This is a genomic window from Actinoplanes couchii, assembly GCF_016862075.1.
Lineage (GTDB): Bacteria > Actinomycetota > Actinomycetes > Mycobacteriales > Micromonosporaceae > Actinoplanes > Actinoplanes couchii.
Map to the genome: position 1 here is coordinate 94784 of NZ_BOMG01000080.1, position 25051 is coordinate 119834.

The 25051-nt window shown below is 70.9% G+C and carries 25 protein-coding genes; 13 read left to right on the top strand and 12 right to left on the bottom strand.

All coding sequences use genetic code 11. The features are described 5' to 3' along the window. Nucleotides 1-3 precede the first annotated feature (3 nt). From narJ to Aco03nite_RS32155, 3 genes are read left to right on the top strand one after another with little or no spacing between them, the layout of a single operon-like run. Entirely contained in the window at nucleotides 4-612 is a 609-nt protein-coding gene (narJ, locus tag Aco03nite_RS32145; RefSeq protein WP_203801592.1) for a nitrate reductase molybdenum cofactor assembly chaperone, read from the top strand. Further along, nucleotides 600-1382, top strand: a complete 783-nt coding sequence (gene narI / locus Aco03nite_RS32150) for a respiratory nitrate reductase subunit gamma (RefSeq protein WP_203801595.1) — start codon at nucleotides 600-602, stop codon at nucleotides 1380-1382. The genes narJ and narI overlap by 13 nt, the downstream gene beginning before the upstream one ends. Beyond that, the gene (locus tag Aco03nite_RS32155) at nucleotides 1379-1987 is read left to right on the top strand and encodes a class I SAM-dependent methyltransferase (RefSeq protein WP_203801598.1); all 609 of its coding nucleotides are present in this window, start codon (nucleotides 1379-1381) and stop codon (nucleotides 1985-1987) included. The genes narI and Aco03nite_RS32155 overlap by 4 nt, the downstream gene beginning before the upstream one ends. A gap of 76 nt (nucleotides 1988-2063) precedes the next feature. On the opposite strand, the gene Aco03nite_RS32160 is transcribed toward Aco03nite_RS32155, so the two are convergent. Next, complete coding sequence (locus Aco03nite_RS32160) at nucleotides 2064-2360, bottom strand: hypothetical protein (RefSeq protein WP_203801601.1); 297 nt, start codon at nucleotides 2358-2360, stop codon at nucleotides 2064-2066. Nucleotides 2361-2504: 144 nt separating this feature from the next. Between Aco03nite_RS32160 and Aco03nite_RS32165 the strand changes: the two genes are divergently transcribed. Continuing rightward, nucleotides 2505-3689: an MFS transporter gene (locus Aco03nite_RS32165; protein ID WP_203801604.1), complete on the top strand. Its 1185-nt coding sequence runs from the start codon at nucleotides 2505-2507 to the stop codon at nucleotides 3687-3689. Between the two features lie 235 nt (nucleotides 3690-3924). Here Aco03nite_RS32165 and Aco03nite_RS32170 read toward each other — a convergent pair whose 3' ends face one another. Both Aco03nite_RS32170 and Aco03nite_RS32175 read right to left on the bottom strand, forming a co-directional pair. After that, the gene (locus Aco03nite_RS32170; RefSeq protein WP_203801606.1) at nucleotides 3925-4401 is read right to left on the bottom strand and encodes a hypothetical protein; all 477 of its coding nucleotides are present in this window, start codon (nucleotides 4399-4401) and stop codon (nucleotides 3925-3927) included. 58 nt (nucleotides 4402-4459) lie between these two features. After that, nucleotides 4460-4936, bottom strand: a complete 477-nt coding sequence (locus Aco03nite_RS32175) for a hypothetical protein (RefSeq protein ID WP_203801608.1) — start codon at nucleotides 4934-4936, stop codon at nucleotides 4460-4462. 44 nt (nucleotides 4937-4980) lie between these two features. Here Aco03nite_RS32175 and Aco03nite_RS32180 point away from each other — a divergent pair, with 44 nt between their 5' ends. Next, on the top strand, nucleotides 4981-5508 hold the full coding sequence (locus tag Aco03nite_RS32180) for a GrpB family protein (protein WP_203801610.1): 528 nt from the start codon (nucleotides 4981-4983) through the stop codon (nucleotides 5506-5508). Beyond that, nucleotides 5505-5867 carry an iron chelate uptake ABC transporter family permease subunit gene (locus tag Aco03nite_RS32185; RefSeq protein ID WP_203801612.1) on the top strand — a complete coding sequence of 121 codons (363 nt, stop codon included), beginning with the start codon at nucleotides 5505-5507 and terminating at the stop codon, nucleotides 5865-5867. Before Aco03nite_RS32180 ends, Aco03nite_RS32185 begins: the two co-directional genes overlap by 4 nt. On the opposite strand, the gene Aco03nite_RS32190 is transcribed toward Aco03nite_RS32185, so the two are convergent. Continuing rightward, the gene (locus Aco03nite_RS32190; protein WP_203801613.1) at nucleotides 5868-6665 is read right to left on the bottom strand and encodes a hypothetical protein; all 798 of its coding nucleotides are present in this window, start codon (nucleotides 6663-6665) and stop codon (nucleotides 5868-5870) included. Next, entirely contained in the window at nucleotides 6662-7249 is a 588-nt protein-coding gene (locus Aco03nite_RS53315) for a sigma factor-like helix-turn-helix DNA-binding protein (protein WP_239145618.1), read from the bottom strand. The genes Aco03nite_RS32190 and Aco03nite_RS53315 overlap by 4 nt, the downstream gene beginning before the upstream one ends. 347 nt (nucleotides 7250-7596) lie before the next feature. On the opposite strand from Aco03nite_RS53315, the gene Aco03nite_RS32200 reads away from it, so the two are divergent. Together Aco03nite_RS32200 and Aco03nite_RS32205 are read left to right on the top strand one after the other, a co-directional pair. Then, complete coding sequence (locus tag Aco03nite_RS32200; protein WP_203801614.1) at nucleotides 7597-9756, top strand: HIRAN domain-containing protein; 2160 nt, start codon at nucleotides 7597-7599, stop codon at nucleotides 9754-9756. A gap of 41 nt (nucleotides 9757-9797) precedes the next feature. Beyond that, the gene (locus Aco03nite_RS32205) at nucleotides 9798-11432 is read left to right on the top strand and encodes an SNIPE associated domain-containing protein (protein WP_239145619.1); all 1635 of its coding nucleotides are present in this window, start codon (nucleotides 9798-9800) and stop codon (nucleotides 11430-11432) included. Between the two features lie 123 nt (nucleotides 11433-11555). On the opposite strand, the gene Aco03nite_RS32210 is transcribed toward Aco03nite_RS32205, so the two are convergent. Both Aco03nite_RS32210 and Aco03nite_RS32215 read right to left on the bottom strand, forming a co-directional pair. Next, entirely contained in the window at nucleotides 11556-12515 is a 960-nt protein-coding gene (locus tag Aco03nite_RS32210) for a rhamnogalacturonan acetylesterase (RefSeq protein ID WP_203801616.1), read from the bottom strand. Between the two features lie 61 nt (nucleotides 12516-12576). Then, nucleotides 12577-13206, bottom strand: coding sequence for a hypothetical protein (locus Aco03nite_RS32215; RefSeq protein WP_239145620.1), 630 nt, complete (start codon nucleotides 13204-13206; stop codon nucleotides 12577-12579). Nucleotides 13207-13384: 178 nt separating this feature from the next. Here Aco03nite_RS32215 and Aco03nite_RS32220 point away from each other — a divergent pair, with 178 nt between their 5' ends. Both Aco03nite_RS32220 and Aco03nite_RS32225 read left to right on the top strand, forming a co-directional pair. Further along, nucleotides 13385-14401 (top strand): LacI family DNA-binding transcriptional regulator, encoded by a 1017-nt coding sequence (locus Aco03nite_RS32220; protein WP_203801618.1) that lies wholly within the window; start codon nucleotides 13385-13387, stop codon nucleotides 14399-14401. An 83-nt stretch (nucleotides 14402-14484) separates the two neighbouring features. Then, entirely contained in the window at nucleotides 14485-16431 is a 1947-nt protein-coding gene (locus Aco03nite_RS32225) for a right-handed parallel beta-helix repeat-containing protein (RefSeq protein ID WP_203801620.1), read from the top strand. On the opposite strand, the gene Aco03nite_RS32230 is transcribed toward Aco03nite_RS32225, so the two are convergent. The 4 genes from Aco03nite_RS32230 to Aco03nite_RS32245 are packed head-to-tail and all read right to left on the bottom strand — an operon-like array spanning nucleotide 16432 to nucleotide 20077. Beyond that, entirely contained in the window at nucleotides 16432-17898 is a 1467-nt protein-coding gene (locus Aco03nite_RS32230; RefSeq protein WP_203801622.1) for an acyl-CoA synthetase, read from the bottom strand. 15 nt (nucleotides 17899-17913) lie between these two features. After that, entirely contained in the window at nucleotides 17914-18369 is a 456-nt protein-coding gene (locus tag Aco03nite_RS32235; RefSeq protein WP_203801624.1) for a MaoC family dehydratase, read from the bottom strand. Next, the gene (locus Aco03nite_RS32240; RefSeq protein WP_203801626.1) at nucleotides 18369-19238 is read right to left on the bottom strand and encodes an amidohydrolase family protein; all 870 of its coding nucleotides are present in this window, start codon (nucleotides 19236-19238) and stop codon (nucleotides 18369-18371) included. The genes Aco03nite_RS32235 and Aco03nite_RS32240 overlap by 1 nt, the downstream gene beginning before the upstream one ends. Next, nucleotides 19238-20077: an SDR family NAD(P)-dependent oxidoreductase gene (locus tag Aco03nite_RS32245; RefSeq protein WP_425544578.1), complete on the bottom strand. Its 840-nt coding sequence runs from the start codon at nucleotides 20075-20077 to the stop codon at nucleotides 19238-19240. Before Aco03nite_RS32245 ends, Aco03nite_RS32240 begins: the two co-directional genes overlap by 1 nt. Before the next feature lie 105 nt (nucleotides 20078-20182). On the opposite strand from Aco03nite_RS32245, the gene Aco03nite_RS32250 reads away from it, so the two are divergent. Continuing rightward, nucleotides 20183-20593, top strand: a complete 411-nt coding sequence (locus Aco03nite_RS32250) for a MarR family winged helix-turn-helix transcriptional regulator (RefSeq protein ID WP_203801628.1) — start codon at nucleotides 20183-20185, stop codon at nucleotides 20591-20593. 56 nt (nucleotides 20594-20649) lie between these two features. Beyond that, nucleotides 20650-22833, top strand: coding sequence for a glycoside hydrolase family 3 N-terminal domain-containing protein (locus Aco03nite_RS32255; RefSeq protein ID WP_203801629.1), 2184 nt, complete (start codon nucleotides 20650-20652; stop codon nucleotides 22831-22833). Here Aco03nite_RS32255 and Aco03nite_RS32260 read toward each other — a convergent pair. Beyond that, nucleotides 22817-23995, bottom strand: a complete 1179-nt coding sequence (locus Aco03nite_RS32260) for an MFS transporter (RefSeq protein ID WP_203801630.1) — start codon at nucleotides 23993-23995, stop codon at nucleotides 22817-22819. The genes Aco03nite_RS32255 and Aco03nite_RS32260 overlap by 17 nt on opposite strands. A 61-nt stretch (nucleotides 23996-24056) precedes the next feature. Between Aco03nite_RS32260 and pip the strand changes: the two genes are divergently transcribed. Further along, nucleotides 24057-25001: a prolyl aminopeptidase gene (gene pip / locus Aco03nite_RS32265; RefSeq protein ID WP_203801633.1), complete on the top strand. Its 945-nt coding sequence runs from the start codon at nucleotides 24057-24059 to the stop codon at nucleotides 24999-25001. Nucleotides 25002-25051: the final 50 nt, after the last annotated feature.

Here is a 25051-nt window from a genome sequence, read left to right on the forward strand (position 1 = left end):
GTCATGATCACCCGCTCCGAGCTGTTCCAGCTCGCCTCGCTGCTGCTCACCTACCCCGACCGGGAACTGCTCGACGCCGGCGACGAACTGCGCGCGGCGGCCGCCGGGGTCGAGGAGTACGAACGGTTCCTCGACTGGCTGCTCACCGGCACCGCCGTGGAAGCGCAACGGCACTACGTCGAGACGTTCGACCTGCGGCGGCGCTCCGGGCTGTACCTCACCTACTACCTGCACGGCGACACCCGCAAGCGCGGGATGGCGCTGCTCATGCTCAAACAGCGCTACCGGGCACACGGGCTCCAGCTCACCGGCGGGGAACTGCCCGATCTGCTGCCGATCGTGCTCGAGTTCGCGGCCGTCGCCGGGCCCGGCGACGGCGAGGCGCCACTGCGCCAGCACCGGCAGGGCATCGAACTGCTGCGGGCGGCCCTGCACGAGGTTCGTACGCCGTACGCGCTGATCCTCGACGTCGTCTGCGCCGCCCTGCCGCAACTGACCGACGACGATCTCACCGCGCTGACCGCCCTGGCCGTCGACGGTCCTCCGGAGGAGACCGTCGGTCTCGGCCCCGACATGTCACTCGTCGAAGAGGTGTCCCGATGCACACCCTGATCTGGGTCGTGGTCCCCTACGCCTGCCTGGCCGTCTTCGTCGCCGGCCACGTCTGGCGCTGGCGGCACGACCAGTTCGGCTGGACCACCCACACCAGCCAGATCCTGGAGAACCGGCTGCTCCGGCTCGGATCGCCGCTGTTCCACCTGGGCGCCTTCGGCGTGATCGCCGGGCACGCGATGGGCCTGCTCATCCCGGAGTCGCTGACCGCGGCGATCGGCGTCGACGAGCACACCTACCACCTGGTGTCGGTCTCCGGCGGCGTCGTCACCGGCGTGATGCTGGTGGCCGGGCTGGCCCTGCTGATCGCCCGCCGGTTCGTCAGCGGCCGGATCCGCCGGGTCACCACGACGATGGACAAGGTCCTGTACGTGGCGCTCACCGCGATGGTCGTCCTCGGGATGAGCGGCACCGTGGTGATCAACCTGTTCGGGGAGGGCTACAACTACCGGGAGACGATCTCGGTCTGGTTCCGGGGCGTCTTCTGGTTCCGGCCCGACCCGGCCCTGATGGCCGACGCGCCGCTCGTCTTCCAGCTGCACGCCATCGGCGGATTCCTGTTCCTCGCGCTCTGGCCGTTCACCCGGCTCGTGCACGTGTGGTCGGCGCCGCTCGCCTACCTGTGGCGGCCTTACGTCGTCTACCGCGGCCGCCGCACCCCGGCGCCCGCTCCCCAGCCGGCCCCGGCCGCACTCCGGGTCGTCGAACCTGCGACTCCGGACACCACCGCTCCTCGGAGCGCCGAACCCGCGACTACGGTGAAATCATGATCGACCTGCCTCCGACCGACAACCTCTGGCTCCAGAAGATCGCCGCCGACCCCGAGCACTCCCGCTGGTACATCGAACGGTTCCGGGCCATGGACGCCCGCGGCGACGACCTCGGTGGTGAAGCCCGCACGATCGACACCATGCTGCCCCGCGGCGCGGCAGTCCTCGACGCCGGCTGCGGCACCGGCCGGGTCGGCGGGCGGCTCGCCGCGGCCGGGCACCGGGTCACCGGCGTCGACCTCGACCCCGAGCTGATCGCCGAAGCCCGGGCCCAGCACCCCGGCTCGCAGTGGCAGGTCGGTGACCTCAGCACGTTCGTCTCACCCGACCGGTTCGACGCGATCGTGTGCGCGGGCAACGTGATGGCGTTCGCCGGGCCGTCCCAGCGGGTCGACATCCTGAAGGGCTTCGCCATCCACCTGGCCGAGGGCGGGCGTGCCGTCGTCGGGTTCGGGGCGGGCCGCGGCTACGAATTCGACGACTTCATCGCCGACGCGGAGAAGGGCGGGCTCGTCCCCGACCTGCTGCTGAGCACCTGGGACCTGCGCCCGTTCCACCAGGAAGCCGACTTCCTGGTGGCGATCCTGAAAGCCGCCGACGAGTAGCGGCGACTCCGGCCTTTCTGCGGGGATTGCCCCACTCGCGCCCGTCTAATTCGTCCTCGCGGCGTTCGCGCGCCTGTCAGAAATGGCTCTCCGGGCGGTTCTCCAGGGATCTCTGGAGTGCCCGGCACACCATGTTGAACACCCGGGGGTCCGGGTGTTCGTAGAGCACCACCAGCACCCCGCGGTGCCAGGCCCGGAGGCGCAAGCCCCGGGCCCGGCGCCACACACGCCATCGTGGGCCGTCGATCACCTCCGTGGTGACGTCGGTGATCTCCGCGATGGCGAACACCGTCTGGCCGTTCGCCGAGTAGCGCACGAACCGTTCGTTCGTCACCTCGGCGGTCGGCCCTCGGTAATAGACCACCCTTCGCACCAGGTCATGGTCACACGGGTGTCGACAGTGCTCAATGCGTCCGGATTTCGGGCCCGGTGACGTCGGGACCTTGGTCCCTGCCGCCCGGGGTTCCGCGAGCGAATGCTGAGGTCAGCACCGCACAACGGATCTTGGAGTGGACTCATGCGCACACCGCGACGGGCCGGCCTGATGCTCGCCCTGGCGACCATCGGGTTCGCCGTCAACTTCTGGGCCTGGGCGCTGCTCAGCCCGCTCGCCACCACATTCCAGACCGCCCTCGACCTCAGCCCGTTCCAGCAGGCGTTGCTGGTGGCGGTCCCGGTCGTCGTCGGTTCCGTCGGGCGCATCCCGGTGGGCGCGCTCACCGACCGGTACGGCGGGCGGATCATGTTCCCGCTGGTCTCCCTGGTCACCATCGTGCCGGTCCTCTACCTGGGCCTCGCCGGCCACGACGCGCTGACATCACTGCTGGTCGGCGGCTTCTTCCTGGGCATCGGCGGCACCGCGTTCGCGATCGGCGTGCCGTTCGTCAACGCCTGGTTCCCACCGGAACGCCGCGGGTTCGCGGTCGGCGTCTTCGGTGTCGGCATGGGCGGCACCGCGATCAGCGCCCTCACCACGGTCCGGCTGGTCGACGCGGGCAGCACCGCCACTCCGTTCCTGATCACGGCGGGTGTGCTCCTCGCGTACGCGGCGATCTCCTGGCTCCTCCTGCGCGACGCACCCGGTCGTCCGGTGCCCACCGCGCCCCTCGCTCGACGTCTCGGCGCGGTCCTGCGACTGCGTGTCACGTGGCACGCGTCGGCTCTGTACGCGGTGGCTTTCGGAGGATATGTGGCCTTCTCCGTGTACCTACCGGCCTACCTGAAGACCGCCTACGGCCTCACCCAGGCCGACGCCGCCAACCGGATGGCCGGATTTGTCCTGCTCGCCGTGGTCATGCGCCCGGTGGGCGGCTGGCTCTCCGACCGGTTCGCCGCCAGCCGCGTCCTCGCCGTCTCGCTGGGCGTGGTCGTCCTCGGCGCGGTGGTCCAGGCGTTCACCCCGGGCCTGGCGCCCGTCGGGACCGTGGCTTTCCTGGCCATGGCCGCCGCCCTCGGTGCCGGTAGCGGAGCGACGTTCGCCCTGGTGGCACAACTGGCGCCGGCCAACCAGGTGGGCGCGGTGACCGGCGTGGTCGGTGCGGCCGGTGGCTTGGGCGGCTTCGTGCCACCGCTGGTGATGGGCGCGATCTACGGCCAGTTCCAGTCGTACGCGCTGGGGCTGGTCCTCCTCGGCGTGGTGGCGCTGGCCGCCCTCCTGCTCGACATCCTCTCCGTCGGCCGCCGCCGGCCCGCCGCAGCCTGACCGTCGTCTCAAGGCCGGTCGTCGTCTCGGCCCGCCCTTCCCCTGCCGGTCGTCGTTTCGGCGTGGCTTTCCCCTGCCGGTCGTCGTTTCGGCCTGGCCTTTCCCTGGCGGCCGTCGTTTCGGTCTGGCTTTCCCCTGGCGGACGCACTCGTTTTCGGGTGATCGTCGGGTCTGGAGCGCTGACGTCCTGGAGCCGAGTGGCCGGCCGGTGGGCGGGGCGGCCGGGAGACGTTGGTCAGCCGCGACCGGAACCGATCACCAGGAAGGTGTTGTCGGGCCAGCCCGCCCGGTCTTCCGGGTTTGTCGGTGGGCGGAGGAAGACGACCTCGACCCGGCGCGGCGACCAGAAAGCCGATTCGGTCCAGCGGCACCGGATGCGCTTCTCGCCGGTGTCGAGGCAGTCGCCGGTCTGTTCCCAGTCCGGAAGCTGGCCGGCCACCCCGGACCGGATCTGATCCCACGCGGCGGACGGCGGCAGCAGGTAGGTGTTGACCGTCGCCGGGCCTCGGTCGGTGCGCAGGTCGTGGTGGACCTCGGAAGTACGCAGGTCGACGACGGTCTCGTACCGGCCCTCGGGCAGTTGTTCGGAAGCGCCGTCCGGCGCCGCGACGAGGACCGGTTCGCCGGCCGTCAGCCAGCGGACTCCCGCCACCGCGGCGACACCCGCCACCACGACGGCCAGGATCACGATCATCAGTCGGCGGGCTCGCACAGTCGGAGTTTAGAAAAGCCTGGCCGGCAGAGACCGGCGCCCAGGCGAACAGGAGAAGTCAGGCGGGGAACTCGGCGGTCAGGATCCAGGTCTCCCACTCCTCGGTGCTGACCGACGTGGCCGCGTGACCGTCCACGGCGAGAGCGACAAAACCGATCGCCTGCCCGGGCAGACCGACCCGGCTGGCGCGGGCCGTGACCTTACCCCCGCCGGAAGAGACGCCGGAAGAAGAACCCGAGTCGGGGCTGATCCGGACACGCAGCCACGGCAGACGGCCGGCGCCCTCGACCGAGAGCAGCAGCGTGCCGTCGGCGCTGATGGTGCCGTTCTCCCTGCTCAGGCGGATCCATTCGCGGTCGAGGTGGCCGTCGGGGTCGGACTCGTGGTCGGGTATTCGGACGGCCGGCACCGCCGAGGCGCGGACGAACGGCTTCCACACGGTCATCGGTTCCGGCTGGTGACCGGGGTCCACGAAGTCCTCGACGGTGAAACCTGCCCGGGCCACCACGGCCCGTACCGTCTGGGGGTCGGCCATTCGTGCTCCTCAAGATGCCGTTGTCGAGTCCGTAGCATGGTGGCATGTCGGACGCCGAACGGCAGGACCCGATTCGAAGGGTGTCCTACGACACCACTTGGGTCGTTGAATTCGACCGCGAACGGCGGCGGGTCGAGAGTGCGCTCGCGCCCTGGCTGGCGGGCCCGGTCGAGCATGTCGGGAGCACCGCGGTGCCCGGGCTGGCCGCGAAACCGATCATCGACATGGCGGTGTGTGTCGCGGAGTACGAGAACGGGCGCGAGGCGGTGGCCGCGCTCGCCCGGATCGGCTGGGTCCACGCACCGGAGCCCGGCGACGAAGCCGGGCGCAAATGGTCCTTCTGTTTTCCGGACCGGGCCCGGCGCAGCCACCACCTGCACGTCTACGAGATCGGCAACCCGATCCCGGTGTCGCTGATCGCCTTCCGTGATCACCTGCGGTCCAGTCCGGAGGACGCGGCGGAGTACGGCCGGATCAAGACCGCGCTGGCCGCCGAGGACGACACGGACCGGCCCCGTTACCGGGCGGGCAAGGCGCCTTTCATCCGCGGTGTCCTCGATCGGCTCAGGTGATCGGTGGCGTCGGCTCCCCGGCGGCGGCGCGCATGGCGGCGTGGGTGGCGGGGGCGGAGTGGCCCTGGCCGAGGGATCCGGCGATCAACTCCAGCCCGGGCCGCCCTGGCCGCGGTGGCCGTCGCGACCGCCGGCCGATCGGATTCCTGGCGATGGTCGCGCCGCAGCTGGCCCGCACCGTCACCCGCGCGCCGGGCATCCCGCCGGCGGCGTCGACGGCGCTGGGCGCGGTGCTGCTGTCCGCCGGTGATCTGCTCGCCCAGCGTCTGCTGAGCCCGTTCCAGATCCCGGTCGGCCTGGTCACCGCCGCGGCCGGCGGACTGTGCCTCCTCTGGCTGCTGACCTGGCGAAAGGCCTGACTAGAGGGCGGAACCGCGATAGGTCTTCGCACCGGCCGCGGTGTGCACGACAAAACTCAGTTCCTCGCCCATGCCGTTGCCCTCCCGCCCCGGCCACCACGCCAGCCACCAGCCGGACCGGGTGGTGGCCCGGATCACCGAATCGTCCGGCAGCACCACGTCCACATCGGTCACGCCCGGCCCGACCCGGCCGACGATCTGCGAATACCAGGCCTTGTCACCGCTTGCGCCCTGGGACTCGACGCTCACCCGGCCCGCCTCGGGAACAACCGCCTCCGGGTCCAGGGCCGAAGCCCCGGCGACCCCGTCGGCGGGATCGAGGATGTCGCAGACCACCAGGCCACCGTCGTCCTTGGTGACGAGCAGGGTGGTGGCGATCCCGCGTCGTTCGGCGAGCATCACGTCGGCAGCGGTCGGCGGGTTCGCCCAGCCCTCCGTCCACCCGGCCGCGCACCGTTGCGCCTCGGGCAGAGCCTCGGCACCGGTCAGCTGCTCCGGGACGGGCGTCCACGACGCGTAGGCCGCGTCCACGTCCCCCGGCAGCAGACCGGGAACGATCAGGACGCCGGTGATCGCGGCGCACGCGGCAACGGCCGCGCTGGTCGCGAGCCCCCACCGCGACGCGACCGAGAAGGAGGACCATCGGCTCTGCCGCTTCGAGGGGTGCGGGATCGCGCCAGAAGTCGCCGAGGAGGCGGTCAACTCGTCGATGAGAGCGGCCGACCGTGCGCGGCGGGCCGGATCGGGTTCCCAGTCCCGGGCCGGATCCAGGGAGGACAGGAGTTCCAGGTCGTTCATGCGGGGCTCCAGGATTTTTCGGTGGACGGCTCGGGGCGGGGGCGGGACATGGCGTCGCGCAGGCGGCGGCGGGCTCGGCTCAACCGCATCCGGTAGGTGGTGGGCCGGCAACCCAGAACCGTTGCCGCCTGGGTGTCGGTCAGACCGTCGAAAGCGACAAGTGCCAGCACCTCACGATCGGCGGGTGTCAGCGTCCACCAGGCCCGGACCAGGTCGACGCGGGCCGCGACGCCGGGGGCACCGTCGTCCTCGACCATGCGCACGTCGACGACGCCACGCCGGTTACGCCGTCGCGACTGGGCGGCCATCACGTTGCGGGCCACCCCGAACAGCCACGGCACCGCGTCCCCGGGCCACCCGCCGTCCGCCCGCCCGGCGTTGTCTGCCTGCTCGGCGTTGTCCGCCCGCCCGGCGTTGTCTGCCTGCTCGGCGTTGTCCGCCCGCCCGGCGTTGTCTGTCCGCCCGGCGTTGTCTGTCCGCTCGGCTTTGTCCGCCCGCCCGGCTTTGTCTGCGCGCTCGGTGCCGCCCGCTCGTGCGGCAGCGGCCGCTCCGGGCTCAAGAGGCGCGGCAGACGCGGAAGTCATCGGTGTGGAAGGGGATGACCGGGAGGTGGGCGGACGGCTTACCGGGGGGAGGCCGGGCAGTTCGCCCAGGCGGCGCCAAGCGATCATGAAAACGGTCGAGACGATGTCGTCCACCTCGTCGTCCGGAACCCGGCGACGGACGAAACGCATCAGATCGGTGTACGCGGCGTCGTGCAGACGCCGAAAGTGTTCCTCTGCGGTCACATCTGGATATGTCGCATCGACCCTCAGGTGTAACACCTCATTCTTTCGCCGGAGGCGGTCCGCTGTCCGGGCAGAGGAAACGGGAGGTTCGCGGGAGCGCCGCAGATCGCATGGATCACCAGGTCAGCCTACGGTTGGGGACTATGTCAGAACCGTTCGAGCTGTGGGGTCAACGAGGCTGGGCCTCGGTTGAGGCCGTCGGCGAGTCACATTTCATCGACGCGATCCGGGCACTCTTCGGATCCCCCGTGAAGCCGGAGGGTGACGAGATCACGGTGCCGGTCGGTCTGCTGCCGGAACCGACGAACGCGCACGACCGCAACGCCGTCGGAGTCTGGGCTGGCACCGGCCAGATCGGCTACCTGTCCCGCCGCGACGCCGCCCGGTTCGCCCCGATCCTCGCCGAGTTGGTGGCGCAGGGCCGGATTCCGCACGTCGCGGCCCGGGTCTGGGCAACCACCGACCACAGCGGGGTCACCGGCTCGGTCCGCCTGCACCTGGGCGAACCCCACCGGATCGTCCCGGCGAACCGCCCGCCCGGCCCGCCGCACCGGATGATGCCGGTCGGCGCGGCCATCCAGGTGACGGGCGAGGAACGGCATCTCGACACACTGTCACGATGGCTGCGCCCGGAGGGCGAGTGCTGGGTCTACGCGACACTCCACGAGATCGTCGAGAACACGCCCCGCAGCGAACGGGTCCTGGTCGAGGTCCGCATCGACAACGAGGTCGTCGGCCGGCTCACCCCGCGAATGAGCGCCGAGGTCCTGCCCGCGATGCGCCACCTCGCGGCGCAGCAGATGGTCACGGTCACGCAGGCGGTGGTCAAGGGCACCCAGATCAAGACCGAGGTTTCCCTGTACGCGGTGAGAGCCCACGAACTCCCGGAAAGCTGGCTGGCGGCCCCCGCCCACAGCCCGGTCGAAGCCCCGGACCTGCCCTCCCACGGCCCGAAGCCCCCGGCCACACACTCGATGGCCCCGTCATCGGCCGGAACAGCGGGCCCGACGGCCCCGTCGTCGGTGGCCCCGGCCCCACCGATGGCCCCTGACCAGCAGGCGGCTCCCGCCCAGCAGTTGGCCTCCGGCCAGCCGGTGTCCGCTGACCAACAGGTGGTTCCGGGCCAGCCGGTGCCCTTCGTCCAGCAGTTGGGCTCTGACCAACAGGTGGCCCCCGGCCAGCCGATGTCCGTCGCTCAGCAGATGTCCCCTAGCCAGCAGGTAGGCCCCGCCCCACACGTGGGACCTGCCCAGCAGTTGGCCCCGCTGGCGGATCCGGCCGCGTGGTCGGGCCCGACCACCCAGGCCGAGCTGGTGCGCCCGGCGGCCTCACCGGAGAAGCCGGAGAAGCCGGACACTCCGGGATCCCCGGGACAGCCGGTCTCCGGGGCTCCCGCGCCGGTCACCCGGACATCGGTGCCGGGCGAGGCTTCGACCGTCCGTCTGAAGACCAGCCGTCAGCACAGCGGCATCGTTCCGGGGCAGCCGACGTCGCGCCGTTCCTCCGCAGCGGAAAAACGTGCCCCGGAAAATGGCGTCCCGGAGCAGCGCATGTCGGATCATCGAGCCTCGGGTGCGTCGGAGACTCGCATGTCGGATCATCACGCCTCGGATGCGTCGGAGACACGCATGTCGGGCCACCACGCCCCAGGCGCGCCGGAGACTCGCGTGCCGGATCACCGTGTCCCGGGTGCGTCGGAGCCCGTCGTGGAGTCGCAGCCGGCGGCGGCCCGGACGGCCCGGAGCCGTTTCAATCCGCCGCCGAACTGGCCGGCGCCTCCCTCCGGCTGGCAGCCCGAGGCCGGGTGGGCCCCCGACCCGGCGTGGGGTGAACCGCCACCCGGCTGGCAGCTGTGGATCGAGGACGTCCCGGACCTCACCGAACCCGGCCGGGAATCCGCCGCCGGTGCCGACGCGCCGGGCGCGGAGCCCGGTGCCGTCGCGGTGGACATGGAGCGCCGTGCCGCCGTGCCGGGCGTCGAGCTCGGTGTCGTCGCCGTGGATGCGCAGCGCCATGCTGTCACGTCGGGCGTCGAGTCCGGTGTCGTCGGGGCGGATGCGCAGCGACGTGCTGTCACGCCGGGCGTGGAGTCCGGTGTCGTCGGGGTGGATGCGCAGCGCCGTGCTGTCACGCCGGATGTTGAGCGTCGTGCCGTCGTGCCGTCGTGCCGGGCGTGGAGCCCGGAGCCGTCGCGGTGCATGGGGACCTCCGGGGCGGCGCGGTGGACGTGGACCTCCGAGGCGGCGCGTTGGATGTGGATGGAGCCGGTCCGGAATTCGGCGCGAACGGCTCGGTGGCCATGAGTGGGCCGGACGCTGCGGCGGCCCGGCTGACGGAGGTGGTGGTGCCCCAGCCCAGGCAGGCCTCGCTCGCCCCGTCCACCGAGATTCCGGTTTTCGGGGCCCGCAACCGGGCCCGCGAACTGGCCGCCGAAGTGGACCGCCTGCGTGCGGAGGGCGATCTGCTGCGTGCGGAGGAAGGCCGCCTGCGCGAGGAGGGCGATCTGCTGCGCGCGGAAGAGGGCCGGTTGCGTGAGGAGGGCGATCTGCTGCGCACGGAGAGGGACCGCCTGCGCGAGGAGAGCGATCTGTTGCGTGCGGACGGCGGCCGTCTACGCGAGGAGAGCGATCTGCTGCGTGCGGACGGTGGCCGGTGGCGCGAGGAGGGTGATCTGCTGCGCGCGGAGAGGGACCAGCTGCGCGCGGACCGGGACCGGTTGCATGAGGAGAGCGACCTGCTGCGCGCGGAGGGAGACCGGCTGCGGGCGGAAGGGGATCGACTGCGTCTCGACAGCGAGCGGTTCAGGATCGACGCGGAGCGCTACCGGGAGCAGCTCGACCGGTACGGTGTCGCCGAGGTTCGTGAGCTGCAGGAACAGCGTGAGTTTCTGCGTGACGAGCACGCCCGGTTGCGCCGGCAGCTGGACGAGCTGCGGCAGTGGGTGGCGGTGACCGAGGACCGGGCGCTGCTGCAGGAGGCTGGTTTCTACCAGTATCAGCACCCGCTCGATGACGCGGTCGGCTACCAGCAGGCGCTTGCCGCGTTGCAGGAGGAGATCAAGGCGGTCATCCGGATCGACGGTGGCGCGGTCCGGGCGGCGTCCGGCCGGACCGGTGACGGCTCGGCCGGCGAGGGCCGGACGATGCCTGCCGACTACGCGATGCTGATGCTGCGGGCCTACAACGCCGAAGCCGACAATCTGGTACGCACGTTGCAGCCGCACAAGCTTCCGGCGGCGATCGACCGGCTCGGCAAGGTGGCGGTCACGATCGCGCGTCTCGGCCGGACCATGGAGATCCGGATCACCGACGAGTACCACCGTCTGCGGGTGCGGGAACTCGGCCTGACCGCGGACTTCCAGGAGAAACTTGTCGAGGTGCGGGAGCAGGAACGGGACGAGAAGGCCCGGCTGCGGGAGCAGGCGCGGCTGCATCAGGAGTTCGAGCGGGAGCGGGCCGGTCTGCAGAACGAGCGCCTGCACTACGCGAACGCGTTCGCCGCACTGCAGGCGCACGGTGACGAGGCCGGGATGGGCCCGATCCGGGAGCGGCTGGAGGCGATCGACAACATGATCGCGGATGTCGACTACCGGGCCGCGAACGTGACCGCCGGGTACGTCTACGTGATCTCGAATCTGGGCGCGTTCGGCGAGAACATGATCAAAATCGGGATGACGCGGCGGCTCGATCCGATGGACCGGGTGCGGGAGATGGGTGACGCCTCGGTGCCGTTCGGGTTCGACGTGCACGCGCTGTTCTTCTCCGACGACGCTGCCGGGATCGAGGCGCAGATGCACGCCCGGTTCGCCGGCCGCCGGGTCAACCAGGTGAATCCGCGGCGCGAGTTCTTCTACGCCACTCCCGCCGAGGCGAAACAACACCTGATGGACCTGACCGGAAACCTGCTGCGGTACGAGGAGATCCCGGCGGCCCTGGAGTTCCGCCAGAGCCGCCAGGCAGCCGGTGCCGGCCCGCAATAAAAAGCCAACGCCGGCCCGCAATAAAAGCGAGCGCCCGCCCGCAATAAAAGCGAGCGCCGGCCCGCGATGAAAGCAAGCGTCAGCTGACAGAGAGGCGAGCGTCAGCCGGGGTGAAAGCGAGCGTCAGCCCGCGGGGGAGGCGAGGAAAGCGGCCGCGTCGTCGAACGACGAGCGGAACAGTTCGACGACGAGCCGCGCGACCGTGTCCGCCCCGTACTCGCTGAAATGGGTGTCGTCGTCGCACTCCGCGGTCAGATAGATCGAGGTGGACGCGGCCGGCCCCAGCCCGGTGACGAGTTCCGCGCTGGCGGCGGTGAGGTCGAGGAGGGGAACCTTCTCGGCCGCACCGATCTGCCGCAGCTGCCCGGGCAGGTCGACGCCGACACTGTTGACGTGCCGCGCGTACGACGTGAGCCGCCCTTGCTCATCGAACTCCCGGCGCACCGGCGGACTGATCAGGATCGGCCGGCCACCCCGCTCCCGTACCGCGGTGATCATGGTGGTGAGGTCGGCGCGGTAGTCCGCGGCGGTGGTGGTCTTGTCGTTGTGACCGAACTGGAGCAGCACCGGATCGCCCGGCCGGGTGGCGGCGAGCACCGCCTGGAACAGCCGCGGATCCTCCTGGAACGTCCGTGATCCACGCCCCGAGTCGGCGTAGTTGGCCACCACGATCTCCGGCCGCAGGTACGGCGGAATCATCTGCCCCCAGCCGGTAAACGGATGGTTGTGCTGGTCGCAGACGGTGGAGTCGCCGCCGAGCAGGAGCGTGGGCCGCCCGTCGGTGATCGGCTCGACGCTGATCACCCGGCCGTGCGGGGCGGCGCCGGTGAAGACCAGGTCCAGTCCGGTGGACGGCGGCGATCCCTCCCAGACCGGCTGCCCTTTCGGGTCGCGCAGGTTGACGGCGAACCGCCGCCGGACGAGTTGCCCGGCCGCGGTGCCGGTCTCTGCCAGCATCCGCCGCCGGGCCTCGACTGTCACTCCGGTGGACGCCGGCCGATCGGGACTGCCCAGCTCGACGGTCACGTTGTAGTTCCCGGGGGGAACCTCGTGGTGATGGGCGACGGTCAATGGATCGATCACCCGGTCAAGCTATCCGATCGCCGGCTTTCTCCCACCTACCGGAGGATCAGAGGTTCCGGGATCAGAGCCGCAGGATGGCCAGGATCTGGTTCAGCAGGTCGATCAGGAACGCCAGCGGCAGGCTGATGCCGCCGTTCAGGAGGTTGGTGATCGCGCAGAGCAGGTTGCCGAGCAGGTTGCCGGCACCGGACTGGGCGACGACGTCCAGGACGACCCGGTTCAGGTCGACGACCAGGCCGAGCAGGTCCAGATGCAGCGGGCCGAGAACCAGGTTGAGCACGTCGCACGCGACCAGCGCGTCGGCGGCGGCCTTGCTGGCGGCTGCGGTCTCGGGCAGCTGGACCGGGAGGGAGACGGTCTTCTCGACGGTGCCCAGGTCGACACCGAGCGAGTCGGTCAGCGTGCTGGTCAGCGTACCGACGGCAACGATCTTGCCGTTGTCCTCGGTGAACTCGGTGGGGCTGAACGTGCCGGTGACCGTGCCCGGCGCGCCGAGCGCGTCGGTGAAGGAGCCGCTGACCGTGGAGGTCAGCGAGCCGGCCTCGGACTCCAGCGTGGGTGCGGCGGGCGCGGCCGCCGGTGCCGGTGCGTGTGCGGTGGGGGAGGCCTGGGCGGCGCCGCCGCTCGCCGCGGTGACGGTCAGGGCCAGGGTGGCCGCTAAGGCCGATGTGACGATTCGTTGCAGGCGCATGGAGATCCTTTCATCGAAGTATATGCATGCGTCGCTGTGCCCGGGTTCACGTCCCGGAAACGAGGTCGTTCGATCGGCGAATTCATTTGGCGCGATGTCGACTTTGACCGGCTCTGCCCGAAGGGCCGCTGCGGAAGATTGCGACAATTACCGGGGGAACTTGCGAGAAGGGGTGGGTATGGCGGAGGAGAGAGCGGCGCCCCGGGCGACCCTGGCGGCCATCGCCAGGGCGGCCGGGGTGTCGGTGCCGACGGTCTCCAAGGTGGTCAACGGGCGGGCCGACGTCGCCCCGGAGACCCGGGAGCGGGTGGCGAACCTGCTGGCCGGGCACGGATACGTGGCCCGCGGGCCGGGCGGCGCGCGGCCGGAGCGCCGGAGCGTCGCCCTGGTGTTCGACGCCATGCGGGCGATGAACAACCTGGAGACGCTGCGCGGCGTGCTGGAGGCCGCGGCGGACGGTGGTGTCGACGTGGTCGTGGACGTGGTGCCCGACGATCCGCTCGGCGCCCGGTGGGCCCGCCGGATGACCGCGGGCGGGCGGGCCGGCGTGATCCTGGTGACCTCCGGCATCACCGGCCAGCAGTGGCGGCACTTCACCGAGCAGAGGCTTCCGATCGTGATGATCGACCCGGTGAACCTGCCCGGCCCGGAAGTGCCCAGCGTGGGCGCCTCCAACTTCAACGGCGGTATGGCGGCCACCGAGCACCTGCTGGAGCTGGGGCATCGCCGGGTCGGGTTCATCGAGGGCCCGCCCGCGTCGATGATGAGCATCGCCCGGCTGCACGGTTACCGGGCGGCGCTGTCCCGGGCCGGGATCGCCGCCGACCCGGAGCTCACGATCGCCGCCGACTTCAGCTTCGACGGCGGGTTCGCGGCGGCGACCCGGCTGCTGGCGCGGGAGCCGCGGCCGACCGCGATCTTCGCCTCCAACGACCTGCAGGCGTTCGGCGCCATCGAGGCGGCCCGGATCCTCGGGCTGCGGATTCCGGAGGATCTGAGCATCGCCGGCTTCGACGACACGCCCGCCGCCCAGTGGTCGGCGCCGCCGCTGACCTCGGTGCGGCAGCCGTTCGCCGAGATGGGCCGGGTCGCGATGCGGAGTCTGCTGCGGCTCGCCGACGGCGGGGAGCTCGAATCGCCGCGGGTCGAGCTGGCCACCCGGCTGATCGTGCGGAAGTCCACCGCCCGGATCTGACCGTCCGCGTCTGATCGTCTGGGCCCGATTGCCGAAAGTTTTCGAACTGTTGACACCTGCTTTTCGCAAATTAGGGTGAGGCCATGGCGCTTCATGTGGCGACGACAGGTGACGACGACGCTGACGGCTCCGCGGCACAGCCGTTCCGCACGATCAACCGGGCGGCCGCCGTCGCCCGGCCCGGCGACACGGTGACCGTGCACGCCGGGGAGTACCGGGAGTGGGTCAAACCGCGGCGCGGTGGTCTCAGCGACAGCCGCCGGATCACCTACCAGGCGGCCCCCGGCGAGCACGTGGTGATCAAGGGGTCGGAGCGGGTGACCGGCTGGGAACCCGACGGCGGCACCGTGTGGCGTGCCGAGGTGCCGAACACGCTGTTCGGGGATTTCAACCCGTTCGCGCGGGAGGTCGGCGGGGACTGGATCGTCTACCGGGACGGGGCCCCGGTCAAACACCTGGGCGACGTCTACCTCGACGGAGTCGGCTTCTACGAGGTGGCCGGCCGGGACGAGGTCACCGATCCGCCGCTGCGGACCGAGGTCGTCGACGACTGGACCGGCGTCACCGTCCCGATTCGTGATCCGGAACGGACCCGGCTGGTGTGGTTCGCCGAGGTCGGCCGGTCGTCGACCACGATCTGGGCGAACTTCCAGGGGGCGGATCCGAACACCGCACTGGTCGAGATCAACGTACGCCGATCAGTTTTTTATCCTGAAGTGAATCATCTGGACTTCATCACCGTGCGTGGATTCGAGTTGGCGCAGGCGGCCTGTCCGTGGACACCGCCGACCGCCGACCAGCCCGGACTGATCGGGCCGAACTGGGCCAAGGGCTGGATCATCGAGGACAACCACATCCACGACGCGAAATGCTCGGCGATCTCGATCGGCAAGGAAGCCTCGACCGGGCACAACTTCGCCACCGAGCGGGGTGACAAACCCGGGTACCAGTACCAGCTGGAATCGGTCTTCTCGGCCCGGCAGATCGGCTGGGACCGCGAGCACGTCGGCTCGCACGTGATCCGCCGCAACCACATCCACGACTGCGGGCAGAACGCCATCGTCGGGCACCTGGGCTGCGTGTTCTCCACCATCGAGGACAACCACATCCACGACGTCGCGACAAAACGGGAGTTCTACGGGTACGAGATCGGCGGCATCAAGCTGCACGCCGCGATCGACGTGGTGATCGGGCACAACCACATCCACGACTGCACCCTCGGCATCTGGCTGGACTGGCAGACCCAGGGCACCCGGATCACCCGCAACGTCCTGCACGCCAACAGCCGGGACCTGTTCGTCGAGGTCAGCCACGGCCCCTACCTCGCCGACCACAACGTGCTCGGTTCCCCGGCCGCGGTCGAGTTGTTCAGCCAGGGCGGCGCTTTTGTCAACAACCTCCTGCTCGGCACGGTACGACTGGAGCAGGTGCTCGACCGGGCCACGCCCTACCACCGCCCGCACAGCACCCAGGTCGCCGGTTACGGGGTGATCGTCGGCGGCGACGACAGGTGGATCGGCAACCTGTTCCTCGGCATCGACCCGGCGGTCGCCTACGCCCCGGTCCGCGAGGGCGCCGGCCCGCCGGTCAGTGGCCTGGCCGCCTACGACGGTCACCCGGCGTCGTTCGCCGAGTTCCTGCAGAGCGTCGACCGCCCCGGCGACCACCAGCGTTTCCTCGGCGTCAAACAGGCGGTGTACGCCCGCGACAACGTCTACGCCCCCGGCGCCGACCCGTTCACCGGCGAGACCGATCCGCGGATCCTGGCCTCCGGTTCCGCGACGATCGTCACCGACGGCGACGAGGTCCACCTGGAGACGAACCTGCCGGAACTGACCAGCCTCACCACCATCACCGGCCGGGACCTGCCCCGCGTCCGCCTCGCCGACGCCGACTTCGAGGAACCGGACGGCACCCCGGCCCAGATCGACGTGGACGTGACCGGCCACCACAAACCGGCGGGCGACCTGTTCCCGGCCGGCCCGGTGGCCGCCCTCACCACCGGAGGCAACCGCATCCGGATCTGGTAGTCAGGGCAGCGGGCGGGCGCGCAGCGGGCCCTTGCGGACCTTGCCGGAACCGGTGCGGGGGAGGTCGTCGACGATGTCCACGTGGGCCGGGATCTTGTAGGCGGCGACGCGGCCGGTCAGGAACTCGCGGACGTCGGTGGGGGTCAACGGCATTCCCCGCGTCGGTACGACGAACGCCCGGCCCACCTCGCCCCAGCGGTCGTCGGGGACGCCGACTATCGCGGCCTCGGCGATCGCCGGGTGGTCGAACAGGGCCGCCTCCACCTCGGCCGGGTAGACGTTCTCGCCGCCGGAGATGTACATGTCCTTGGTGCGGTCGACGATGCGGAGGTGGCCGGACCCGTCGACCACCGCCAGGTCACCGGAGCGGAGCCAGCCGTCGGTGAAAGCGGCCGCCGTGGCCGCCGGATCGTTCCAGTAGCCGGGGGTCACGTTCGGGCCGCGGACCAGGATCTCGCCCGGTTCGCCGGGACCGGCGGGGGTGAGATCGGGGCGGGTCACCCGTACGTCGGCGAAGAAGACCGGAAGTCCCGCCGACCCGATGTGGTCCCGGCTCTCCCCGGCTTCCAGGAACGTCGCCCCCGGCGACGTCTCCGTCATGCCGTAACCCTGGCAGAACACCAGTCCGCGCTCCTGGAAGATCCGGATCAGGGCTTCCGGTACGGGCGCGCCACCGGTCATCAGGGTGCGTACCGACGACAGGTCGGCGCTCGCCCAGCGCGGTGACCGGGACAGACCGGCGAACATCTGCGTGACCCCGAACATCCAGGTGATCCGGTGCCGGGCGATGGCGTCGAAACAGCCGTCGACGTCCCAGCCGGGCATGATCACCGAGGTGCCGCCCTTGAGGATCGTCGGCAGCAGGCACTGGTTGAGCGCGGCCACGTGGAAGAGCGGTGCGCTGACCAGGGTCACCTCGTCCCCGGCCACGTCGACGCTGACCAGGAGGTTGTAGCAGTTCCAGACCAGGTTGCCGTGGGTGAGCACGGCGCCTTTGGGGTGCCCGGTGGTGCCGGACGTGTAGAGGATGAGCGCGGCGGTGTCCGGCCCGGCCGGTTCGGCGTGGTGGTCCGGGTCCGCCGCGAGGAGCGGGTCCAGGTCGTCCAGGCGCAGGTGCAGCGGGACGTCGGCGTCGATCGGGACGGCCGAGATCAGCGCGGTCGCCCCGCTGTGCCGCAGCTGGTAGGTGAGCTCCGGTTCGGTCAGCCGGACGTTCAGCGGGACGAAGACCGCCCCGATCCGCCACGTCGCGAACATCGTCTCCACGAACGACGGGTGGTTCGGCCCGAGATAGGCGACCCGGTCACCGGGGCGGATGCCGGCGGCGCGCAGGGCCGCGACCAGGCGTGTGATCCGTTCGTACAGTTCGGCATAGGTGGTCCGCCGGTCGGCGAACACCATGGCGGTACGGCCGGGTGACATCGCCGCCCGGCGCGCCGGCCACGACCCGAGTCCCGCGTCGCGCATCGCCGCCGTCCTCTCTCAGGGGTACCAGCGGTAGACCGGGCGGGCCACACAGGCGGGTTTCGGCGCGCCCTCGATCTCGACGACGAAGTCGAAGGTGCCCTGCAACCCGCCCGGCACCTCGTCGACGCTCACCACGGTCGCGGACATCCGGATCCGGGCGCCGACCGGCACCGGACTGGGGAAACGCACCTTGTCCAGGCCGTAGTTGACGCCCATCGTGACGCCCTCGACCTGGAGCAGCTGGCCGAACAGCGGGATCACCAGCGACAGCGTGAGGTAGCCGTGGGCGATCGGGGCGCCGAACGGGCCGTTCTTCGCGCGCTCGACGTCGACGTGGATCCACTGGTGGTCGCCGGTGGCGTCGGCGAACGTGTCGACCCGCTCCTGGGTGATCTCCAGCCACGGACCGTGGCCGAGATCCGTACCGGCGAGGGCTTTGAGGCCTTCCAAGCCGTTGACGATCGTGGTCATCATTTCTCCCGGAACAGTAGGCGGACGGCGTTGTCTTTGAGGATCTTGGGGCGGACGGTGTCCTTGATGTCGAGTGTCGCGAAGTCGGCGAGCCAGCGGTCCGGGGTGAGCACCGGATAGTCCGAGCCGAAGAGCACCTTGTCCTGGAGCAGGCTGTTGGCGTACCGGATCAGCTGGGGCGGGAAGTATTTCGGCGACCAGCCGGACAGGTCGATGTGGACGTGCTCCTTGTGGCCGGCGACGGCGAGCGCCTCGTCCTGCCACGGGAACGACGGGTGGGCCAGGATGATCCGCAGATCGGGGAAGTCCACCGCGACGTCGTCGACGAGCATCGGGTTCGAGTACCGCAGCCGGATCCCGCCGCCGCCCCGGACGCCCGCGCCGATGCCGGTCTGGCCGGTGTGGAAGATGGCGACCGCGCCGAGTTCCTGGATCACGTCGTACAGCGGGTAGGCGATCGGGTCGTCCGGGGCGAATCCCTGCAGGCTGGGATGAAACTTGAAGCCGCGGACCCCGTAGCGTTCGACCAGTTTGCGGGCCTCGCGCACCCCGGCCCGGCCCTTGTGCGGGTCGATGCTGGCGAACGGGATCAGCGTGCCCGGATGCCGCGCGCAGTCCTCGGCGATCTCCTCGTTGGCGATCCGCGGATGACCTGTCGCGTGTTCGGCGTCGACGGTGAAGACGACAGCGGCCATGTCCCGGTCCCGGTAGTAGGCGGCGGTCTCGTCGATGCCGGGCTGCCGGTGGCCGTGCGCCTTGAAGTGGTCCGCCGAGGCGGCGAGCAGTTCCGGGCTCAGCGACGAGGCGCCGTCCCGGCTGATCTCGGCGTGGGTGTGCACGTCGATCGCGGTGAGCCGGGTGGTGTCCATCAGATGCCGTAGCTCTCGGCGGTGAACGCCCAGCCGGCCGCGATCTCGTCGGCGGTCCAGCCGCCGTCGTGGAAGCGGGCCTCCTTCTCCGCCGGATGCGACCACAGCGCCAATTTGTCCCCGCCGATCCCGATGGCCTGCCCGGTGATCTCCTTCGACGCGTCCGAGGCGAGGAACGTGATCAGCCCGGTCACGTCCTCGACCGTCCCGAACCCCTCGTCGTGGCGCAGCCGGGCCGGGAACGGGGCGCCGGTCCGCTCCCACTCCTCGATGACCGGGGCGAACGCCGGGATGGTCCGGGTCATCTCGGTGGCGGCGACCGGGATCACCGCGTTCACCGTGATCGCGCTCCGGGCCAGTTCGAGCGCCCAGGTGCGGGCCATCGCGGCGATCCCGGCCTTGGCGGCGGCGTAGTTGGTCTGCCCGAAGTTGCCGCGCTGCCCGGCCGGCGAGCCGATCAGGATGATCCGGCCACCGTCGCCCTGCTCACGCATCCGGATCGCGGCGGCGCGGGCGCAGGTGAACGTGCCGCGCAGGTGCACACCGATCACGGTGTCGAAGTCGTCGTCGGTCATCTTCCAGAGCACCCGGTCGCGCAGCACGCCGGCGTTGGTGATCAGCACGTCGAGCCGGCCGAGGGTCTGCACCGCGGTGGTCACCAGCAGGTCCGCGGTGGCGGTGTCGCCGACCGCGGCCGCCACCCCGACCGTGCGCCCGCCGATGTCGGCGACCGCCGCGTCCACCACGGCCGGGTCCACGTCGTTGACGACGACGGACGCGCCGGCCCCGGCCAGCGCCCGCGCGTAGGCCAGACCGAGTCCGCGACCACTGCCCGTCACGATGGCAACCTTGCCGCTCAGATCCATGTTCTTCAACCTCTCGCCGGGGTTCCCCCGATCCTGAGCGATGGTCAGGTTTCCTGTCAATGGGGTAGCGTGCCACCCATGCCGTCGCTGCTCTACCTGGTCAAACAGCTCGAACTCGCGGTGCGCGCCCGCCTCGACGAGGTGGTCCGCGGACAGGGGGTCACCGCGCTGCAGTACACCGCGCTCACCGTTCTGGAACGCCACGACGGGCTGTCCGCCGCCCAGCTCGCCCGCGATTCGTTCGTCACCGCCCAGTCCACCGCCGATCTGGTACGGGCCCTGGAGACCCGTGGCCTGATCCGCCGCGAACGCAACCCGTTGAACCGCCGGGAACTGCGCATCCACCTCACCGCCGAGGGCCGGGCCCTGCTCGCCGCCGTCGAGACGCCGGTCCGTGAGCTGGAGGCCCGGATGATCAGCGAACTGACCGAGGGGCAGGCGGCCGGATTCCGGCAGTCTTTGATCAGCGCCTGGCAGGCCTTGGCCTAGGTTCTGACGGCACCCGGAACCTAGCTTTGGAATCGCTCCCAAAGTAGCGTTCGGGCATGGCTGACAAGCGGGTCGACGAGCTGCTGGCGACGATGACGGTGGAGGCGAAGGCGGGGCAGCTCGTCCAGTACTTCTACTTCACCGCGCCGCCCGGAAAGGATCAGCAACCCAAGGCGGTGGAAGCGGCCCTCGATCGGGGCGGCGCCGGATCACTGCTGTTCGTGTTCGACCCGGCCGAGACCAACCGGCTGCAGCGCCGGGCCATCGACGGCAACCCGCACGGCATCCCGGCGCTGTTCGGGTACGACGTCATCCACGGGTTGCGCACCATCTTCCCGGTGCCGATCGCGATGGCCGCCTCCTGGGATCCGGAGACGATCGAACAGGTCCAGGCGACCGCCGGCCGGGAGGCGCGGGCCGTCGGCATCCACTGGACGTTCGCGCCGATGGTCGACATCGCCCGCGATCCCCGCTGGGGCCGGATCATCGAGGGCGCCGGGGAGGACCCGGTGCTCGGCGCGGCGGTGGCCGCCGCCCAGGTCCGCGGGTTCCAGAGCGCCGGGATCATCGCCGGGCCGAAACACTTCACCGGGTACGGCGCGGCGCTCGGCGGACGCGACTACGACGAGGTCAACCTGTCCGAGTACGAGTTGTGGAACGTCTACCTCCCGCCGTTCCGGGCCGCCGTCGAGGCCGGCGCGGGCAACATCATGACCGCCTACATGGACCTCAACGGGGTGCCCGCGACCGCCAGCCGCTGGCTGCTCACCGAGGTGCTGCGGGACACGTGGGGTTTCGACGGGTTCGTGGTCACCGACGCCAACGCGGTGCGCAGCCTGGTCACCCACGGGTTCGCCCGCGACTTCCCGGACGCCGCCGCCCGGGCCATCGCCGCCGGCGTCGACATGGAGATGTGCGCCGAGGACCCGGCCAACGATCAACTGCCACAGGCCGTGGCCGCCGGTACGGTCGGTGCCGAGGCCCTGGACACCAGCGTGCGGCGGGTGCTGGAGGCGAAGGCCCGGCTGGGACTGTTCGACGACCCGTACGTCGACGAGGACCGGGCCCGGGAGATCCTCGCCGACCCGGCCCACCGTGAGGTCGCGCGGGAGGCCGCCCGGCGCTCGGCCGTCCTGCTGCGCAACGAGGGCGACCTGCTGCCGCTCGACGTGGCGGCGCTGTCGTCGATCGCGGTGCTCGGCCCGCTCGCCGACTCCCGGCGCGACACCCTCGGGCCGTGGGTGTTCGACGCCGACCTGAACGAGACGGTCACCGTGCTGGACGGCATCCGCCGGGCCGCCGGCGACCGGGTCCGGGTCGAGTACGCCCGCGGCATCCCGGTGGAACAGCGCACCTTCCCGTCGATGTTCGACGGCGACGGCGCCGACGTGCAGGCCGACCCGGAGGGCTTCGACCCGGCGACCGCATTCGATCGGGCCGTCCAGGTCGCCGCCGCCGCGGACGTCGCGGTCGTCGTGGTCGGGGAATGGCAGAACATGGCCGGCGAGACCGCCTCCCGGTCCACCCTCGAACTTCCCGGCCGTCAGCTCGACCTGCTGAAGGCCGTCGTCGCCACCGGCACGCCGACCGTCGCGCTGATCATGAACGGTCGTCCGCTCGATCTGCGGTGGGCCGCGCAGAACGTCCCGGCGATCCTGGACATCTGGTACCCCGGCACGCAGGGCGGCAACGCGGTGGCGGACCTGCTCTTCGGCGCGGTCTCGCCGGGCGGGAAACTGCCGTTCACCTGGCCCCGGACGCACGGGCAGATCCCGATGATCCACTCGCACACGCGGTCGCACGACCCGGAGGGGCAGGGGCGGCGATACTGGGACGAGGAGAGCACCCCGCTGTTCGTCTTCGGACACGGCCTCGGCTACGGGCGGATCAGCTACCACGATCTGGCGGTCGATCAGGACACTGTCGGACTCGAGGATTCCGTTACGGTCACCGTTCAGGTCCGGAACGACGCCGACCGCTCGGCGCCCGAGGTGGTCCAGCTCTATCTGCACCAGCGGCACGGCAGCGCGTCCCGGCCGATCCGTGAGCTGAAGGCGTTCCAGCGGGTGGTCATTCCGGCCGGGACCACTCTGCCGGTACGTTTTTCGATCGGTCCCGAGCACCGTCGTTACTGGCACCCGATCCGCCGTGAGTACGTTCTCGACCCGTCCACCTTCGACGTCCACGTGGGCGGCAGCAGTGCCGCCGATCTGACCGTCTCCTTCACTTCTGAGGGCTGATCAGGGCCGGGCGTAGCGCGGCCAGCAGGAAGGCGACGCCGAGCAGGGCGAGGCTGACGGCGAGGGCGGTGTGCAGACCGGTCAGGGCGAGCAGGCCGCTGATCGTGATGACACCGAGGGAGCCGGCGGTGCGCTGCAGGGCGAAGATCTCGGCGCGGCGGTTCGCGGGTGCCAGCCGGTCCAGGGACAGCGAGTAGAACGTGCCGAACTGGGGCAGCAGGAAACCGAGGACCGCGGCGCCGGCCAGGGTGGTGGCGAGGTGGCCGCCGGTCAGGATCAGGACGGAGCAGCCGATCGCCACGGCCAGCATGATCACTACCGTCCGCGGTTGCAGCACCCGGTTGCGGACGCTGATCCAGACGCCGCCGGTGACCGAACCCGCGCACAGGACCAGGGCGAACACGAACGCCAGACCGGGTGCGAGGCCGAACGCCAGGGCGAACGACACCGCGCCCACCTCGACGGCGGCCACCGCGGACGAGCACGCCGCCGCGCAGAACAGCCACAGGAACGCCTCACGCGGGATCGGCTGCCGCGGCGACACCGGTGGCGCGACCTCGGCGGGCCCGGTCCCGCCACGCCGGGAAGCGCCGGGCATCAGGAACATCGGCCCGGCGCCGAGCACAGTGACCACCACCATCGCCCAGACCGGCGACACCGCGCCGAGCAGCGACGCGAGCACCGGCGACGCCGCGAAGGTCAGTTCGTTCAAGGTCGCGGCCACCCCCAGCGCCCGCGGCAGCCGTCCCGGTTCGACCAGACGGTTGAGCAGCATCCGCTGGTAGCCGTGGGCCGCTCCGGTGACGACCCCGGCCGCGGCCGCGGCGGCCAGCAGGAACGGGTACGGCGCGGCGGCCGCGGCCAGCACGGCGACGGCGGCGAACGCCACGGTCCGGACAGCGACCAGAACCCGCAGATAGCGGACGCTGTCGAACCGGTTGCCGAAGCGGGTCACCGGGACCGACCCGAGCACCTGCGCGGCGGTCATCACGAACACCATCGCGGCGCCCGTCTCCGCCGACCCGGTGACCGGCAGCGCGACCAGGGCGAACGCGATCGGCGCGGCCGCCTGCGGCACCCCGAAGGTGCTGTTGGAGGCCTGCCAGCGGATCAGCGGGCCCGGTGACCGGACCGTCTGCTCGGTAACAGTCGTCGGTTCCACCGCCACACCCTATGCCGTGTCGTTCCGGGCCCGATCAGGATCGATGTGATGGAGTCGGACGATGGATCTCCACCCGCCCGTCGAACCGTACGACACCGGTCTGCTCGAAGTCGGTGACGGCAACGAGCTGTACTGGGAGGTGTGCGGGAACCCGGCCGGCAAACCAGCGGTGTTCCTGCACGGTGGGCCCGGTGGTGGGCTGCTGCCGGACTTCCGGCGCTGGTTCGATCCGGACGGCTACCGGATCGTGCTGTTCGACCAGCGCAACTGCGGGCGGAGCCGGCCCTCCGCGGGTGACCCGGCGGTCTCGCTGGCGCACAACACCACCGCGCACCTGGTGGCGGACGTCGAACGGCTGCGCGAGCACCTCGGCGTCGAGCGCTGGCTGGTGTTCGGCGGCAGCTGGGGCACCACCCTCGGGCTGGCGTACGCGCAGGCCCATCCGGAACGGGTCACCGCACTCGTGCTCCGCGGCGTGTGGCTGGGCCGCCTGTCCGACAACACCTGGGGGTTCACCCCGTCCGGCGCGGCCCACCTGTTCCCGGCCGAGTGGGCGGCGTTCACCGCGGCGATCCCGGCCGGGGAGCAGGACGACCTGATCGGCGCCTACGGCCGGCGGATCAACGACCCCGACCCGGCGGTGCACGTACCGGCGGCCCGCGCCTGGATGGACTGGGAACTGTCGGCCAACGCCCTGCTGCCGGTGCCGCTGCCCGATCTCGACGACCGCACCCTGCTGGCGTTCGCCCGGATCACCCACCACTACATCGGCAACGGCTGTTTCCTGCCGCCGGAGGGCCTGCTGGCGGGCATCGACCGGATCCGGCACATCCCGGCGGTGATCGTGAACGGCCGCTACGACGTGAAGACGCCGCCGGTCCAGGCCTGGGCACTGCATCGGGCCTGGCCGGAGGCGGCGTTCCACATCGTCGAGGACGCCGGCCACGGTGGTGGCGAGCCCGGTTCCCGCGACCTGCTCCTGGAAGCCACCGACCGGTTTCTGTAATCCGCCGGTAACACGCGGCACCTCCTTTGTCGAAGCGCATCGACACAGGA